Below are 16,569 nucleotides of genomic sequence, written 5' to 3' on the forward strand. Positions count from 1 at the left end.
TTAATGCATGCAGGAAACAGTACGTATGAGAGGATTATGATATGAACCAAAAACCTAGAGTCTTAATTGATGCAGATGCTTGTCCAAAAAAGGCTCTCCAAATAGCAGTAGAGCTATGTAAAGAAAATGGCTATGAGCTGATCACCTTCGCTAGCTATAACCATCAGTTTCAGCATGACAATCATGTGGTTGTTGATGCAGGCTCGCAGGCAGTGGACATCAGATTGACCAATGAAACGAAACCAGGCGATATTGTGGTGACGCAGGATATCGGTTTGGGTGCTATGGTAATGGGAAAGGGAGCCAAATCTCTGACGCCACATGGAAAAATTTTCACTTCCGATAGCATTACGTTTGATTTGGAAGTACGTAATGAAAAGGCTCGTTTCCGGCGTGGTGGCGGACGGACAAAGGGTCCACATGCTAGAACTTCAGTAGACGACCAACATTTTCAGGATGCACTTGCGTACCTGATGCAAGAGGAAGGGGAAAAATGATGGGAAAAGGTGAAATAAAAGGCCCCTCGCTCTTTTATAGTAAATTTTCACTTATCCTTGCAGGCGCTTTATTTATCGCATTCTTTTGGATCACGTATATCGTAATCGGGCTTCGTTCGAATGGGATGGATGAGTGGGGCATTAGGTTGAGTAAAGAAGTACGCGATCCGCTCCTATCAACGATTATGAATGCCATTACCCAGTTGGGAGATGTGTATATCTTAGTAATTGTCGTTGTCCTGTTATTTGCTGGTTGGTGGAATAAACACAGGTTAGAGTCCTTATTTTTTTTAGGCACACTTGTTTATGGCTTTTTAGGAAAAGAAATTTTGAAAAGAACGATCATGCGTGAGCGACCTATTGATGTAAATCTGATCGATCTGCCCTCTTCTTGGTCTTTCCCCAGTGGACATACGACTTTTAGTACCTTGTTTTTTGGAATGGGAGCTTATCTGTTTTGGAAGAACCAGCGTGGACGTCAAAACGCATGGATCTGGCCTACGATAGGTATTGCAATCCCACTATTGGTTGGATGTAGCCGAATTTACTTAGGGGTTCATTTTTTTAGTGATGTCGTGGCAGCTTGGTTATATTCCAGTGGATGTATTTTGGTGTCTGCCTATTTATATGAAAAAAGGTTGGCTACAAGAGGTGTACTATCCACCCATAAAAATAAGTAGTGGAGCGGACTCTATTGACTTGTAGAAGGAGAACATGGTAATGTGGAGATGAGTTGTTGTATTTATCTGACTATTCCTCAGTAGCTCAATGGTGGAGCAACCGGCTGTTAACCGGTAGGCTGGCGGTTCGAGTCCGTCCTGAGGAGCCATGCTCCTGTAGCTCAGTCGGTAGAGCGTTTCCATGGTAAGGAAGAGGTCGCAGGTTCGATTCCTGTCGGGAGCACATCTTTTCTCTGTTTTATATTGATGAGGCGCGCCCTAGCGGGGGAGCGTCTTTTTTTATCAAGGAAATTTCTTTAACAGTTTCAGCGTTGCTTTTTCTGGAAAAATTATAAATCTGTGCTACAATAATATGCATAAACACTTATATTCGACAAGGAAATGGCATAATAGACGTAGCGTGGTCAGATCTTAAAAAATGTTTTCAAATAGTGAAACCTTTTACCAGCTCGATCGTATACCGTACTTGTCATTTGAAAAGAGAGGGGAATTCATACCGTTATGAAAAGAAACAAACTAATGATGGTCTTTCTAGCATTAGCTCTAATGTTTACGACCGTTGGAATAAACGCGCATGAGGTAGATGCAAAGCGCGGTGGTGGATACAAATCTGGTTCTAAATCATTCCAGCCTACACAAAGTACAACCACTCCTAAATCAAACGCAAAGCAAGATCAAAACGTAAATAGTAAAACGAATAATAATGCAACTAACCCAGGAGCTGCTACTGCTAGTAAAAGTGGCGGTTTCATGAAAGGATTGTTATTCGGTGGTTTGGCAGGGATGTTATTCGGTGGGCTTTTGGGTCACCTAGGTGATTTCGGAGCGTTTGCAGCCGTACTGTTGAATATCCTGATTATGGTTGGAATTGTATTGTTGGTTGTTCGTCTCTTCCAGATGATTAGAAATAACAAAAACAATAATAAACATAAGGAACAAGAAAACCGATGGAAACAATAAGATTATTGGAACAAGACCTTATTAATGCAATCTGTCTATATATTGCTGAGAAAAGAGAGATCGAGCCTGCTCAAGTAAATGTTGAGTTAATGTGGGATGAAGAATATGGTTATTCGGCAGAAGTGAATGCAAATGGACGTGATCAGGTGCTGATTGAGTCCAACATGTTAGAGGCCCTGCGCAAGTATTTACGGGATCAGATGCAACTAGATCCATTCTCGGCGCGTATCCAGCTAGACATTGATGACGAAGAGGGCATGATTGCCCTCGTTAGCTATAACTCATAACAACAGAAAGCCACGTGGAGTAGAATACACTCTTCGTGGCTTTTTGCATGTATAAATATAGAATGTTCCTATACCTGTTCTATTACGATTTTTTCGCCTCAGTCGTATCATTCATGAATAATCGCCAGAAGTATATAAATCCCGGAGTAAGAATAGCAAACCCTACGATATACACAATAAACATAGCTCGGAAGTTGTTCGGGTGCGTAAAGCCTGATTCAATCGTTACATTTGGATAAACCAGATAAGGAAGATGGGACACACCGTATGCATAGCTAGCTAATAAATACTGGATAATGGCAGCTATGGTGGCGAGACGTGGCAGGCTAAGCCATCCTTTTCGCTTGGACGTCCCAAATAGCGATGCATAGGAGAGCAGGAAAAAGCCAGCAGAAGCGACAAGCCAGCCCGTATGGGAACGCAGATTGGTATAGATCCAGGTTGCTTCGTTAGACATCGTAATCACAACAGCTATGGCTAGTAAGATTGTGATGGGGCCTACAATTCGAGCATCTCTGCGGTAAATCAGAAATGCTTCACGTTCGCCAAGGACATTGGAAAAATCGGCGAGTAACAGCGAAGAAAGAAATAGGGTGCTAGTAATGGCAATACCAATAAACATATATTCATGGGGACTAGAAAATAACCTGAGTAATTGGAGCTGTTCGTAACCATTTTCAAGTGTAATAAAACCGCCCTGCGTAATTGGTAACACACTGATTAACAGTGCAGGGATTAAGATACCAGTAATACCTGAGACAATCGACATCATTTTGCGATAATCCTCCACGACATGAGAGAAGACTAAGAAGGCACTTCGTAACAATAACAAAAGCAAAATCAAGCTACCAGGGATGATCAATACGGTTCCTAACGTATAGGTGGCTCCTGGGAAAAAGGTGACAAGTGCTATAACAATAAGTACGATAAAAACGTTCGTCACTTCCCAAGATGGAGAGAGGTAACGATTAGCGATCTGTGTTGCTTTGGTTTGTTCACGATCTCGATAAATCATTGACCAGAAGCCTGCACCAAAGTCAATAGAAGCAGCTACCGAATAAATAAATACAAATCCCCACAGCATTGTGACCGCAATAATGGTATCACTCATGCTTCTCCCTCCAAACTAATGGGATGTCGACGGAAATAATAACGGAACACCAGAATTGTTGCGACGGCGAGGAATAGATAGATGCCTAAGAACAGCAGGAATAGCGTTCCTAAGCCCTGTGATTGTGTAGTGGCCTCAGCCGTCTTCATGACACGGTATAAAATCCAAGGCTGACGTCCTGTGCATGCGAAAATCCAGCCAGCTTCAATGCCTAGCATGGAAAGCGGACCACTAAGGACAAAAATCCACATTACCCATCTAGGATAATGAGAATGTTTGAGCCATTTTTTCCAAGCAAAACCGATAAATCCAACAAAAATGAGAGCACCGCCCACGATGACCATAAAATTAAACAGCGTATGGATAAATAGCGGTGGCCATTCTTCCCGAGGAAAATCATTCAGGCCAATGACCACTTCATTTGGCGTATTTCCAGCTAGCACGCTTAGCAACCAGGGAATTTCGAGTCCATACTTAACCTGCTTTGTCTCCTCATCTGTAACACCACCAATTACAAGGGGAGCATGTGACTGTGTTTCAAATAAGCCCTCTGCAGCGGCTAGCTTTTCTGGTTGATATTGGTGCAGATATTGAGCCGAGTCATGTCCATTGATGCCTGTTAATAAAGAAAATGTACCGCCCATCACAAGACCCATCAATAAGGCTTTTTGATGGAACGCATACTCACGCGAGGACTTTTTGACCCGTAGCATTTTGTAGGCAGCAATGGATGCGATTACAAATGCTCCTGTCATATAGGCGGAAACGACTACATGCCCCGCTGTGACAAAAAAGCTGGGGTTAAAAAAGGCCTTCCAAGGGTCTACGTCAACGACTTCTCCATTGACCAAATGAAAACCAGTCGGGGTACCTTCGAAGGCATGTACATTGGTAATGAGCACAGCTGATGCGGTTGCACCGATCAAAACCAGTAGTACACTTAGGATACGCATTTTTGGGGATAGGCGATGTGCAGCATAGACATAGATAGACAAAAATAAGGCTTCTAAGAAAAAAGCAAAGATTTCAATTTGAAATGGCAGGGATATAACTCTGCCCACGACCTCCATAAAACCGGGCCACAATAAGGATAATTGCACACCCGAGATTGTTCCTGAGGGAATAGCTATTCCAAGTAAAATGGCTTGTCCTTTGGTCCAACGCTTTGCCATTAGCGAATAGTCGGTGTCTTTCGTGCGTTGATACAACAGCTCTGCGATTAGAATCATCAGTGGCAAGCCAACTCCAAGCGAAGCAAAAATAATATGAAAGCCCATGGTCATACCAAAGGTGCTTCTGGCGATCAAAATTTGATCCATATCCCATCAACCTTTCTCCGTAACAAGCTCCTCCTTACCTTTGCATTTTTTTCCTGTAATTATGCATATAAACTGGAAGAAGACCCCATTTCGTGGTTGAAAGAGTCATTGCTTTCTGAAGAGAATCGTGGTAAAATATTTTTACATTGATCATATTTTTGCGGTCATGGCGGAATTGGCAGACGCGCTAGATTCAGGTTCTAGTGGTGGCAACACCATGGAGGTTCAAGTCCTCTTGTCCGCACCAATTCAATTATGCGGGTGTAGTTCAATGGTAGAACTCCAGCCTTCCAAGCTGGTCGCGTGGGTTCGATTCCCATCACCCGCTCCATAGATTTTTTCTCTAATTGCCTTGTATATCAAGGCTTTTTTTATTTTTATCTCTCTGTATACTTTTCTCATAATCCCACCTAGCGTCTTTCTCATTTAGAGAGAGGCGTTTTTATTTGCCCGTATTAAGAAGGAATAGGAAATATGGAAGAGGCGGTCATTAACATTGTACTCCAACAAGGCCCATTTGCGGCTCTGTTTGTATGGTTACTATTTTCTACTAAGAAAGAGGGAAGAGAGAACGTGAAGCCAGATTGGTTTAGTAATTGCAGTCGGTGCATGGCTAAAGAATTAAGAGTGGTACCCAAATACACTTATTCCACTGGCTATCGCAACGCTAATCTGTTTGGTGGAGACTTTCTTGAAGCAGGAAAATTAGCATTCATTGAGGCAACTGCCGCAATTGGTATCCATTCGGGTTTGAAGAAACTACCCCTTGATTTTCCGGTAGTGCTGGATATAGAAACAACGAAAGGATTACAAGCGCCACAGATAACCGCGTTTTGTCTAGCGTTTCTTACTCACATCAAGGCTCGCACAGATAAAACCCCTATCCTTTAACAGGGGCATCTTTTGCTAAGACTTACTTAAATAAAGAGCTTGCTGGCTTCCCATTGTGGGTTGCTGATTATGGAACAAATCAGCCTATGGGAAACCCAATATGGAGCCGTTGGGCGGTATTCCAGCATTCCGATTGTGGGAAAGTGGCTGGTATCAAAGGCAACGTAGACATGAACTGGATGGAAAAAGACTTTTGGAATGCAAATATGAAGGGGAAACAACTGTGGATAAAATGTTAGCAGATGAACTTATCTTGGTTTTGAAAACACAATGGAAAGTTAGTGACGCAATGGGAATGAAGGAGCAAGCGAAATACCTTGGTGAACTTGCCGATCGGGTAAGGATTGCTAGTGGGCAGGAGCCTCAAAACGTATAAAGGAAGTCAAATATCACTAAGATTTGATTGTGAAGCCACCAGCAAAAATACAAGGTGGCTTTGCCTTTTTCCAAGATAGCGAATGTTTATTTTATAGAATTTAAAATCTAAGATTTTCTGAAAATAAATAATGAACCAATCTAATAATTTTTATTGTTATTTACAATATTATACATATTAGGTATTATTATATGAGTTTAATACCATAGTATTTGATTTTTGATATGACATTTGAACAATATCATTATTTTATAAGGGTAATCTAAATAGTTGAAGGCGGGGTATAAATGGGAAGGAATGAAACTTTAATTTATACATCACTGGGCGATCTGATTAAAAAGAAACGCGAAAAAATCGGGATGAGTTTATCCGAGTTATCAAGATTAACACGAATTAGCAAAGGTGTTTTACACTATATTGAAACTGGTGAAACGAAACGACCGGAATTAAAAACTCTTAAACCAATTGCGGATGTATTATCACTACCCTATAAAGAAATTGTTGAACATTACATAGAAGTGGAACAACGAGTAGAGGCATTGTATAAGCTACTCGCAGAAGCCAATGAAATATCTAACATTCCCTTTATATCTAAAGTAGCTCGAAAAATTCTCGAATCCCCTAGTGAGGATACCTATACATCATTGCAACGCCTATACGATCACATCGTAATCTTAACAAGCGATGAAATAAAATTGCTACTGTCAAAAGTTATTACTAAATATGCCAGACAGCATGGAGTACCACAGTTTGTAGCTAATGGATTATTTCAACAATATATGATCGAAAGAGAAGATTTAAAAAGATTGGAAGAGTCATTAAGAGACGGAGAAGAAATACTGCATTATACAGACTTTCTATCTCGTGAAGATACAATAACTTATTATTATCGTATGGCGCTTCACGCTTATAATATTAAGCGATATGAAAAATGTATTAAGTTCGGTCAAAAAGGATTTATAGAAGATACATCATCAAATGAACTTAAAGAAAGGGTAGCTTTGGTAATGTGTCACTCATACATACATCTGAACGACCATGAATCTGCTGAAGAATGTGTTAATAATTTTGTAAAGATGGGTTATCAATTTGTTATAGATCATTCTAAACCAATCAGAGCAAATATATATTTAAAAAGAGAGGATTATAATTCAGCACTCCCTCTTCTGCGAGAATGTTTGGACGAAGCGACGGTGGATACCTATCTTCACAGATTGAACGATCTATTAGAAGTACTATCTTTATTAAATGATACAGATTCCATTTATCACATTCTCACATGTATAGAAGAAAAGAAAATATTCATTGATGTGAACACTCCATATAAATATCGTGAATTAGGCAGGTATCATAAATTAAAAGGAGAGTACGAAATTAAGACTAGAAAATTTGATGAAGGTATTACCACCCTATTGGCTAGTATTCTTAATTACGAAAAAATCAGTGCCTATGAAGAAATCAATCAATGTGTAGGTATTATTTTGAATTGTCAATCATTTAATCAGAAACATATTAATACGGATATTTTGGGTAATTTGGTATATATTTATAATAAGATTAATAAAGTAAATGTATAAGGGAGTTGAAATCATGAAAAAGTTATTATTATCTTTGCTTTTCTTATCGGTACTACTTCCTTCTTTTTTATCTGAACCAGAAAAAAACAAATTAGAATATCAAGCTTATGCACAAGCATATTTAGATGATGCAGGACATTGAAACAATTATTTTTTTCATTAAGAACGCTTAAATGGCGTTCTTTTTTTATTGCACATTATTAATGAGATAGTTTGTCACAATTTGAAAATCGTTCTAGTTGCAAAAAGTGGATAGATATTCCAGAACGGCTGGTACAATTACAAATAAGCGATAGAAAGGAGGGATTAATATTAGTGTTCATTCTGGAAAACTAAAAAAGGACATTCTCCATTGCTTCCACGCTACGAGAATGTCCCTACCACCTTGAATAACATTATCTGTGCCTCAAATTAATTCTATCATTCCTTCGTGGGCAGATGAAGTACAAAATACCCAATATGAAAATGAATTATTGGACGCTACAGAAGCACTACGGCAACAATTAATTCAGTTGTATTGTAAAGAAGGCTCTTTCTCAAGTGAAAAGGTTGTGAAAAAGAGCCAAGAATTAGATAAGTATATCGTCAAAATTCAAAAAATGGGAAAAGATAAAAAATACTCAATATAAAGCAATAAATCTTTGTATCTAATCGGATAAGGAAATATTTGTACGGAAAACTTTATTGAAAAATTAGTTTTCAGATATTCCATGTCCGATAAATCTTTTACATTATCAATGTAAGCTAGGAGGTTTATTCATGTCTCTAATATGGGCTAACCGACATCGAGATATGGGTTTTAAAGATAAAAAAAATTAGAAAAACGAGGAAAATCAAAAAAAGGGTTGTTTGTAGACAACAGCTAATAAATGAGGCTAGAAACGTTTTGTTTAAAAAGAGAGAAGAATAAGCGAAGGTTAAATAGGCTTCGAATCCTAGCTATTAGTTTACGCAAAAAATGTAATATTTTGTCATAGTTTGAAATACGTTCTATTTGTAAAAATCTTACAGATATTCTAGAACGCCTGATACAATTTGAACTAAGCAGTAGAAAGGAGGGGTATTATGGCGATTTTATTAAGTTAGATGTGGGGGAAATTTGTTTGAAAACTATGGTATCAAAATTGCGTATGGTATAATATGTAAAATGGGAGAGTAAAAATTCAATGAAAAAATCAAAGGTAATAAAAAGTGTATTTGTTTTGACAGCAACCTTTATTTTGTCCTCACCAATAAATTTCGTTGGTACAGTCAAGGCGGCAGATGCAGGTATAGACGGTAAATCGTTTGCTGAAAATATTCTTCAACTTGATGAACAGGAACTAAAAGAAGATGCCACTTCATTAACAAATCAGGTTGATCGTATGACAGATGAAGAGTTTGATAAGTTTATTGTCACATTCACGAAAGAGTTTAAAGGAACTCCTGATGAGGCAAAACAAGAACTAAGCTTATTGGACATTGAATACTCTACTAAAGAAGTAGAACATTCTTCTATAGCATCATCTAAAAAGGCAGAACATCCTTCTGTAGCATCATCGGATTTGGAAGCGGCAGATTTAGAATTTTCAATCACCCAGTCTAAGCGTGGAAAAGACTCATTTTATCGGTTAATCTCAACTTTTGGTGCAAAATATGCTGTTTTCGATCACGGATCATATGATCTAGTATCAATTGAATGGGACCCAGATGTTGCTTCCTATTACGAAGCAGTAGTAGGAGATGAAAAGAGAGCCTCTTTAAGAGATGGAAGTAAAAGAAAACAAGGTATCTACATGTTTAATGTATACGATTACAGAGAAGATTTTGATACCTATGCGGCAGTATATGTTGAGCCTAAAGTTAAAGGTAAATGGTTAGAATACGGTTCGAAATATACTCATACTTATGTAACTAAAGGGTCTGGTTCAAGTGGACAAGCATCTTTCGAGTTTGGGAGAGGAAGTATTGGGACATCATTGTCCTACACAGTAAACCCATCTAGTAGTGAAAGTTCTTGGGAAAAATGGGATGATGGAGCGGTTAAATTTTAAATAAAAGTGATAATGTAAAAGGAGGCATCTAATGATGTCTCCTTTGCGGGTAATTTATTCAAAGTAACAGGAGGGTAAAGAATGATGCGAAAGTTTATATTGATAATTAGCATATTCATACTAACTTCTTGTGGTAATCAAACAGTAGAAACAAACTATGCAACAAATACAACATTAGTGCATATTTTTAATCGTGGGTACTCTGTTTCCTTATTTAACTTTGGCGAGATTGTAAACAAGCTTTCTGAAGTTAAGACTAAGGATGATATTATATATATTAATGGAATGGTTGATATTTATTTAACCAATAATTCTCTATTTATGGTGTCAATGATTGTTTCGAGTGATAAAAATGGGGAAAGTAAAGTAGTTGATCCATTTATTCGAGAAGATATAGTAGACATGTTGCATAACCAAATATCGTTTATGAAACAGATAAAGGAATTGTTGTTGAACAAGGACAGTCTACATAATATAAAAGGGCAGTCAAAATATTATAAGGATATTTATAAGGCAGAGAGAGAATTAAATATGGACATTCCAAAAGAACAGGATGAACTTACGAAATATAAATTGTCTATAGAGCAAATGAATTCATTACTGACAAAAAGCATAGTTGAGGGTAGTTGACTTATACAAAATGAATGAGAAAATAATTGTCTAACCACAGACCCCTGTGTAAAAAGGTACAAGTCGTGACGTTAAAAATAACGAAATTTTGTCGAGTTTCTTCATTATAATAGCTGTTCAAATTAATACATCGAATACAGGTAACTTAGCTGTCTTTGCTTATCAAAATGGAAGATAACAAATTGCAGTGTTGAATGCTAGAACGTGAACAAGCTAGAATAACAAAAATCCCTCCTCGACTGAGAAGGGAAGTTATGTTTTAAGGGGGGACGATGAGGACGAATTGGGGACGAATTCTATCAGTAATGCCCCAAAATTATCTTAGATTAACATAAATAGATATTAGTAAAACCTTTGATAAATCAGGTTTTATCAGAAAATAACATACATGATCAGGAGCGTACTACCAGCCTTCCAAGCTGGTCGCGTGGGTTCGATTCCCATCACCCGCTCCATAGATTTTTTCTCTAATTGCCTTGTATATCAAGGCTTTTTTTATTTTTATCTCTCTGTATACTTTTCTCATAATCCCACCTAGCGTCTTTCTCATTTAGAGAGAGGCGTTTTTATTTGCCCGTATTAAGAAGGAAGAGGAAATATGGAAGAGGCGGTCATTAACATTGTACTCCAACAAGGCCCATTTGCGGCTCTGTTTGTATGGTTACTATTTTCTACTAAGAAAGAGGGAAGAGAGAACGTGAAGCCAGATTGGTTTAGTAATTGCAGTCGGTGCATAGCTAAAGAATTAAGAGTGGTACCCAAATACACTTATTCCACTGGCTATCGCAACGCTTATCTGTTTGGTGGAGACTTTCTTGAAGCAGGAAAATTAGATTCATTGAGGCTACTGCCGCAATTGGTATCCATTCGGGCTTGAAGAAACTACCCCTTGATTTTCCGGTGGTGCTAGATATAGAAACAACGAAAGGATTAAAAGCGCCACAGATTACAACGTTTTGTTTAGCGTTTCTTACTCACATCAAGGCTCGCACAGATAAAACCCCTATCCTTTAACAGGGGCATCTTTTGCTAAGACTTACTTAAATAAAGAGCTTGCTGGCTTCCCATTGTGGGTTGCTGATTATGGAACAAATCAGCCTATGGGAAACCCAATATGGAGCCGTTGGGCGGTATTCCAGCATTCCGATTGTGGGAAAGTGGCTGGTATCAAAGGCAACGTAGACATGAACTGGATGGAAAAAGACTTTTGGAATGCAAATATGAAGGGGAAACAACTGTGGATAAAATGTTAGCAGATGAACTTATCTTGGTTTTGAAAACACAATGGAAAGTTAGTGACGCAATGGGAATGAAGGAGCAAGCGAAATACCTTGGTGAACTTGCTGATAGGGTACGCGTTGCTAGTGGTCAGGAGCCTCAGAATAAGTAATTTAGCTTGTAGATAAAACGAAAAAAGGAATGACTACAAATAACAGTATAAACGTCCGAATTTGAAGTTCGGACGTTTATTTTCTTTGATTACTTGAATTTTTCGAAATCTATTTTATAAATCTTTGAAGGTTTCTTCGATTGTTCCAGTATTGAAAGTAACATTGGAATCAAGATTTCTGTAATAGTATACATAATGGTTATGTTGAAACTGGATTCTTCCTTTTCTATTTGTTACACGAACTCCGGGTTCCCATACAAAATTATTTTTTGCTGTCTTGGTTCCCAAAGCTATATCCACATTCCATTTAGCATAGTTATCCGATAGACTGGATTGGTCAGTAATATTTGCTGATTTCGTATTAAACGTCCAACTTATTGAGGGAACCAAACCGGATAGTCCAACAGATGCAGACGAATCGGTATCAGTAGTGTATGGTCCATAAGAACGAATGGTCTGTGTATCATCGGCTAATCCAGTATGTTTATAACGCATTGACAATTGACGTGTTTGATAATCATTTCTTGGCTCCGACTGATTAAAATACTTAACATCCCACACGGAAACTTTTTTCTTATCTAATGTGGAGGTTCCTTTTCTTGTATAGTCAACGTTGCTTGTATATACTCCAGCTAATTCATCTCGTCTTTCATCTCTAATTCGATACGTGTAAGATTCGGAGCGAGTATCCTCATCAGAAGAGATAGAATTTTGATTTTCAGTTTCTTCAACTTTGTCTTTAATATGTGTACGGATTTCATCTAAAGGTACTTCTTCTACCTGATCAAAAATGTAATCTACACGAATAGAACTGTCTGATTCGTATACCCCTACACCTATTAAAGTTGGTGCTACTCCTTCATCCGTCGTGGAGCGATCAATTTTTAGCTCTGCCTTGGTATATTCTTCGATCTTTTCGGTGTCTATTTCTTTACCCTCATTATGGATAAAAAAATAGTTGCTTTTATCTCCGCTAAAAGATTTTAATGGTTTTGGAGATTTCTCTTTCAATGATATCTCAGTAAACTTTAATTCCTTTTCATTATTTTTTGCTAATACACTTGAACTTTGAATTGGGTTTAATGATAAAATAGTCATAGCGCCCACAGAAAAAAGCATTGCAAGTTTCTTCATAATTAACTCCACCTTTGTTTTTATTTATCAATAAAACCAAAAAACTATAAGAGGAAAAGGGTGTTATTTTTTATGGCTATATTCTTGGAACTCCTGCTCATTGTTGTATTAGGTTTTTTCACAGGGATATTATTCGGAGGAGGTAGTAGCATCATATTAGGGGGAATATTCTGGACGTTAATTTTTATCCTCATCCAAATACATACCAAACAAAAATAGTCACCCCTCCCACTTAATACCAATTATTATCTGTTTTTTTAGAATACTTTTCGCTTCCTTTTTTAACTCAAGTCTGCGTTGAGACCATTGGTGTCTTAATTCTTGTTTTCGTAATAATCTAGCTGGCTCTTTCAATTTCAATTTCTTGATAAGAGTCACCCCATACCAACATAATAAAGACCTCCTAGCGTCTTCAAGGAATAGCTGAAACACGGCTGTATTCTTTTCTAAAGGGTATTCCGTACAGCTTATTCTGATCGACAACTACTTTCATAATAAAAAATTTTCTACTTTAAACGTGAGGACATGTTAAACTTAAAAGGAGCATTTTCTAGATGCTTGTTATAGGGTGTTCCTAAGCTTGGTATGGCGTATAGGAACATCCCTTTTTACTTTCTTACTTCTATATTTATCTCCGTATCTGGTGATGGATCGCACCAAGAGACATTACTCCTCCTTTTTTAAAAATTCTAATTCTTTTTTAGTTGTTCTATTATTTCATAAAGTGTCACTCCTTTTATAAATAAAGATATAATTCGTTATCATATTAACAACAAAACTATTGAATGTAAATATATGTTAAAAAATAAACATAATACCAATTTTTCGTTAAATGTTTGAATCATTAAACAAATAAATAAAAAACAGAACGCCGATACCCTTTTCGATTAAGAAGAGGTGATATCGGCATTCTGTTTTACGCAATTATTGTTTTTAAATTCCTATCTGATCAGACATTTGCTTAATAAAACCAACGGCAGTATTCATAGAACCGAGTCCAAATAGGATAACGCAGATAAAGACAAAGGAATCGTTAGTAGTATTGAAGAAGGCAATTTTGAAAACACACACAAATTACTATGTAGGATTTCAGGAATGGTGCTGAAAGAAACAGAGAAAAGTGTTTATGAATGGGGAAAGGGGGTAATTGCTCAATCAGATCAGAGTTTTTACCAAGCGGCTTCCTACTTTCTGGAAAGTATCAATTTTGCTAGGCGAACATCAAATCCTTTGTTACTCATCCGTCCTCTTATCTCTTTGGGAGAACTTTATGTTACGCAAGAACTGCCTCATAAAGCTATTTCATATTTGGATGAGGCTTATCAATTAACCCTTGAACATGAAATCACAGGAATACCTAGAATTGCGCTACATTACACAATAGGATATATGCATGTAAGATTAGATGAATATTACTCAGGTATTGAAAAATTCCAACAAGCTGAAAAGATAAATCAAGCATATGATTTATTATACAAAAGTGGAGAAATTTACACAGGAATTGCTGTCTGTTATCGACATTTGGAACAATACGAGATGGCAGAACAATTCAATTTTAAGGCTCTTGAAGCTCTACAATTGTATAACGATTCCAAGAAAAAAGCCCGCATTGCAGGTGTATATAACAATCTTGGAATTGTTTATAGATGCAGACAAAAATACGATTTGTCTGTCTCTCATCTTGAAAAAGCTATCCAGCTTCATAAAGAGAAGGGATCAGTACATTGGATGAACAACTCAATGGTTGAATTATCAAAAGTATATAATCAAACGGAAAAATATAAAGAAGCAAAAACGCTTTGTCAAGCCGTTATTGAAAACAATACAAGTGAACATACTCTAGCTGAAGCGCTATTAACCCTTGCAGAATCGCTTTGTCACTTAGGAGAAAAAGATCAGGCACTGCAATCCATCGATCAAGCTTTGTCTTATTTCTCTAATAGACCAAATAATAGATTCTTTTTAAAATCGTCTCGCCTATTTACCAAAATGGCGTTTGAATATGGAAAACAACCAGAAATAGTAAGTATTTACGATAAATATTTTGCAATCCGTGTATAATTCAACAACATTGTTCAAATAGCAAATCAAACGTTGGTACTAGCGTCCGAAATAAAAGATCGGACGTTTTTTCTTGTTAAAAATAACGAAATTTTGTCGAGTTTCTTCATTATAATAGCTGTTCAAATTAATACATCGAATACAGGTAACTTAGCTGTCTTTGCTTATCAAAATGGTTTTGTTAAAGATTATTGTTGGTATTTATATAAAAAAGGGACTTCCCCATACGGAAGCCCCTACTTATACATTCAACTAACACCGTTAGTGCATAAGTTTTTTCTAATTTTATTTTAGAATTGAATAAACATTTGTATCATGTGGCACACTATTTTGATACATATAATCTCTTAAGACCCCTTCTTTTTGAAATCCCATTTTTGTTAATAATTCATTAGATGCTTCGTTCTCTGTAAAAACGACAGCACCTATACGAGTTAAATCAAGAACTTCAAAACCGTATGATACAATTTCCGACATTGCTTCCAATGCATACCCTTTTCGCCAATGCTCTGGATTGATTTCATAGCCTATTTCTGCCCGTTTATGTTTAGGTGCCCAAGCATTAAACCCAATTGTTCCAATTATTCCTTTTGTACCTTTTCTCTCAATACCCCACCTAATACCTCTTTTTTCCTTGTAGTTGTTTGCAAAGAAATCAACGAATTTTTTTGCTTGCTCTATGCTTTCTAAATTTTCTTGACCATAATAACGTGTTACGTCAGTATTAGAAAAATAAGCAAATATACCTTCAGCATCCTCTTCTGTTATTTCTCTTAATACAAGTCTTTCTGTTTCTAATACAGGAAACATTTTACCACTCGCTCTCATCCATTTTCTATATTATTGAACAATCGTTTGATTTATTCAAATATCAACACAGCTATTTAACAGAGCCATTAAAATAGGAGATAGCAAATTGGTTTTGTGCGTAGAGAGATGGCGAATACTCCAAGCTACGAACCAAGACTTCACGGAGAAACAAATAAAACGAGTGACCCGGTAGCAAATTGCGGTGTTTGGAATGTAGACCAAGAACAAGAAGTTAAAAGGCGCTCTGAGCGCGTAGAATGGGCTGTAAGCCGTCTTTCTCCAAGACAGAGATATTATCCAGAAAAGATATTTAGAGCAGGAGAACGCCCTAGATTGTCTCTTATGCCATGACTTGAATATGAGCAAGCGGACATATGAAAGACAGAAAGCAAGAGCATTTTATTTACTTGCACTTATGTTAAAAGCAGAGGTCATATTGGAAGAGGCTTCATGAGTGGCGGCTACATGGCGGAATATTGGCGGTAGAATGGCGCTCCGTTTGGATAACAAGGTGATATGATGGTAATAGGTAAATAAAAGCAAGGACAGGCTACCTGATTAATCGGATAGCTATTTTTTATGTGTAGCATGAGATAAGAAAGCAAGAAAGCAAAAATGAATTTTACCCCTGATTTTCGAGTCTTTTCGAAAGGGATTACTAGGAAAATAGTCCTTACTGTCGAATTATGCAGTAGGGGGGATGTATTTTGAATTTAGGAGTAAAATTCAGCCAAATAAAGCAAGCACGTACGTACGTATTGGAGGATGTGAGAGGTATTTACTTTCCCGGTATTAAACGGTGGCTAACCTTAG

General features: G+C 37.3%; 14 protein-coding genes, 4 tRNA genes and 4 pseudogenes. 18 read left to right on the forward strand and 4 right to left on the reverse strand.

All coding sequences use genetic code 11. The annotated features are described in order from the left end of the window. Positions 1–41: 41 nt before the first annotated feature. The 6 genes from EEL30_14580 (at position 42) to EEL30_14605 (ending at position 2,424) form a co-directional block, all read left to right on the forward strand. Positions 42–497 (forward strand): DUF188 domain-containing protein, encoded by a 456-nt coding sequence (locus EEL30_14580; GenBank protein ID QDX93415.1) that lies wholly within the window; start codon positions 42–44, stop codon positions 495–497. Further along, positions 497–1,177, forward strand: a complete 681-nt coding sequence (locus tag EEL30_14585) for a phosphatase PAP2 family protein (GenBank protein QDX95776.1) — start codon at positions 497–499, stop codon at positions 1,175–1,177. Before EEL30_14580 ends, EEL30_14585 begins: the two co-directional genes overlap by 1 nt. A gap of 74 nt (positions 1,178–1,251) precedes the next feature. After that, positions 1,252–1,326, forward strand: a tRNA-Asn gene (locus EEL30_14590). Position 1,327: 1 nt separating this feature from the next. Next, a tRNA-Thr gene (locus EEL30_14595) sits at positions 1,328–1,400 on the forward strand. Between the two features lie 278 nt (positions 1,401–1,678). Next, the gene (locus tag EEL30_14600; GenBank protein QDX93416.1) at positions 1,679–2,137 is read left to right on the forward strand and encodes a hypothetical protein; all 459 of its coding nucleotides are present in this window, start codon (positions 1,679–1,681) and stop codon (positions 2,135–2,137) included. Continuing rightward, entirely contained in the window at positions 2,125–2,424 is a 300-nt protein-coding gene (locus EEL30_14605; protein ID QDX93417.1) for a DUF2653 family protein, read from the forward strand. Before EEL30_14600 ends, EEL30_14605 begins: the two co-directional genes overlap by 13 nt. 82 nt (positions 2,425–2,506) lie before the next feature. On the opposite strand, the gene EEL30_14610 is transcribed toward EEL30_14605, so the two are convergent. After that, positions 2,507–3,535: a hypothetical protein gene (locus EEL30_14610; GenBank protein ID QDX93418.1), complete on the reverse strand. Its 1,029-nt coding sequence runs from the start codon at positions 3,533–3,535 to the stop codon at positions 2,507–2,509. Continuing rightward, positions 3,532–4,854: a cytochrome ubiquinol oxidase subunit I gene (locus EEL30_14615; protein QDX93419.1), complete on the reverse strand. Its 1,323-nt coding sequence runs from the start codon at positions 4,852–4,854 to the stop codon at positions 3,532–3,534. Before EEL30_14615 ends, EEL30_14610 begins: the two co-directional genes overlap by 4 nt. A gap of 160 nt (positions 4,855–5,014) precedes the next feature. Between EEL30_14615 and EEL30_14620 the strand changes: the two genes are divergently transcribed. The 10 genes and pseudogenes from EEL30_14620 (at position 5,015) to EEL30_14665 (ending at position 11,751) form a co-directional block, all read left to right on the forward strand. Next, a tRNA-Leu gene (locus EEL30_14620) sits at positions 5,015–5,101 on the forward strand. 10 nt (positions 5,102–5,111) lie between these two features. Then, a tRNA-Gly gene (locus EEL30_14625) sits at positions 5,112–5,185 on the forward strand. 143 nt (positions 5,186–5,328) lie between these two features. Then, positions 5,329–5,424: pseudogene (locus EEL30_14630) on the forward strand (bacteriocin uviB). A 347-nt stretch (positions 5,425–5,771) separates the two neighbouring features. Then, positions 5,772–6,121 (forward strand): annotated as a pseudogene (locus EEL30_14635) (hypothetical protein). A gap of 287 nt (positions 6,122–6,408) precedes the next feature. Continuing rightward, positions 6,409–7,698, forward strand: a complete 1,290-nt coding sequence (locus EEL30_14640; GenBank protein QDX93420.1) for an XRE family transcriptional regulator — start codon at positions 6,409–6,411, stop codon at positions 7,696–7,698. Positions 7,699–8,099: 401 nt separating this feature from the next. Beyond that, on the forward strand, positions 8,100–8,327 hold the full coding sequence (locus EEL30_14645) for an aspartyl-phosphate phosphatase Spo0E family protein (GenBank protein ID QDX93421.1): 228 nt from the start codon (positions 8,100–8,102) through the stop codon (positions 8,325–8,327). Positions 8,328–8,864: 537 nt separating this feature from the next. Continuing rightward, complete coding sequence (locus EEL30_14650; protein QDX93422.1) at positions 8,865–9,731, forward strand: hypothetical protein; 867 nt, start codon at positions 8,865–8,867, stop codon at positions 9,729–9,731. 81 nt (positions 9,732–9,812) lie between these two features. After that, the gene (locus EEL30_14655; GenBank protein ID QDX93423.1) at positions 9,813–10,361 is read left to right on the forward strand and encodes a hypothetical protein; all 549 of its coding nucleotides are present in this window, start codon (positions 9,813–9,815) and stop codon (positions 10,359–10,361) included. 598 nt (positions 10,362–10,959) lie between these two features. Next, positions 10,960–11,055: pseudogene (locus EEL30_14660) on the forward strand (bacteriocin uviB). Between the two features lie 346 nt (positions 11,056–11,401). Beyond that, a pseudogene (locus EEL30_14665) lies at positions 11,402–11,751 on the forward strand (hypothetical protein). A 114-nt stretch (positions 11,752–11,865) separates the two neighbouring features. On the opposite strand, the gene EEL30_14670 reads toward EEL30_14665, so the two are convergent. Continuing rightward, on the reverse strand, positions 11,866–12,885 hold the full coding sequence (locus EEL30_14670; GenBank protein ID QDX93424.1) for a hypothetical protein: 1,020 nt from the start codon (positions 12,883–12,885) through the stop codon (positions 11,866–11,868). Between the two features lie 1,095 nt (positions 12,886–13,980). Here EEL30_14670 and EEL30_14675 point away from each other — a divergent pair. Further along, a complete protein-coding gene (locus tag EEL30_14675) occupies positions 13,981–14,946 on the forward strand; it encodes a tetratricopeptide repeat protein (protein QDX93425.1) in 966 nt (321 codons plus the stop codon). A gap of 285 nt (positions 14,947–15,231) precedes the next feature. Here EEL30_14675 and EEL30_14680 read toward each other — a convergent pair whose 3' ends face one another. After that, positions 15,232–15,756: an N-acetyltransferase gene (locus EEL30_14680; protein ID QDX93426.1), complete on the reverse strand. Its 525-nt coding sequence runs from the start codon at positions 15,754–15,756 to the stop codon at positions 15,232–15,234. Positions 15,757–15,870: 114 nt separating this feature from the next. Between EEL30_14680 and EEL30_14685 the strand changes: the two genes are divergently transcribed. Beyond that, positions 15,871–16,107 carry a hypothetical protein gene (locus EEL30_14685; GenBank protein ID QDX93427.1) on the forward strand — a complete coding sequence of 79 codons (237 nt, stop codon included), beginning with the start codon at positions 15,871–15,873 and terminating at the stop codon, positions 16,105–16,107. The last annotated feature ends 462 nt before the right edge of the window (positions 16,108–16,569 follow it).

The organism is Brevibacillus laterosporus (genome assembly GCA_007833815.1).
GTDB lineage: Bacteria > Bacillota > Bacilli > Brevibacillales > Brevibacillaceae > Brevibacillus_B > Brevibacillus_B laterosporus_D.

Excerpts from the sequence above, each read along its gene's own strand:
- EEL30_14640 (QDX93420.1), top strand. The coding sequence starts at position 6,409 with ATGGGAAGGAATGAAACTTTAATTTATACATCACTGGGCGATCTGATT.
- EEL30_14680 (QDX93426.1), bottom strand. The coding sequence starts at position 15,756 with ATGTTTCCTGTATTAGAAACAGAAAGACTTGTATTAAGAGAAATAACA.
- EEL30_14615 (QDX93419.1), bottom strand. The coding sequence starts at position 4,854 with ATGGATCAAATTTTGATCGCCAGAAGCACCTTTGGTATGACCATGGGC.
- EEL30_14585 (QDX95776.1), top strand. The coding sequence starts at position 497 with ATGGGAAAAGGTGAAATAAAAGGCCCCTCGCTCTTTTATAGTAAATTT.
- EEL30_14610 (QDX93418.1), bottom strand. The coding sequence starts at position 3,535 with ATGAGTGATACCATTATTGCGGTCACAATGCTGTGGGGATTTGTATTT.
- EEL30_14670 (QDX93424.1), bottom strand. The coding sequence starts at position 12,885 with ATGAAGAAACTTGCAATGCTTTTTTCTGTGGGCGCTATGACTATTTTA.
- EEL30_14655 (QDX93423.1), top strand. The coding sequence starts at position 9,813 with ATGATGCGAAAGTTTATATTGATAATTAGCATATTCATACTAACTTCT.
- EEL30_14650 (QDX93422.1), top strand. The coding sequence starts at position 8,865 with ATGAAAAAATCAAAGGTAATAAAAAGTGTATTTGTTTTGACAGCAACC.
- EEL30_14580 (QDX93415.1), top strand. The coding sequence starts at position 42 with ATGAACCAAAAACCTAGAGTCTTAATTGATGCAGATGCTTGTCCAAAA.
- EEL30_14600 (QDX93416.1), top strand. The coding sequence starts at position 1,679 with ATGAAAAGAAACAAACTAATGATGGTCTTTCTAGCATTAGCTCTAATG.
- EEL30_14605 (QDX93417.1), top strand. The coding sequence starts at position 2,125 with ATGGAAACAATAAGATTATTGGAACAAGACCTTATTAATGCAATCTGT.
- EEL30_14675 (QDX93425.1), top strand. The coding sequence starts at position 13,981 with ATGGTGCTGAAAGAAACAGAGAAAAGTGTTTATGAATGGGGAAAGGGG.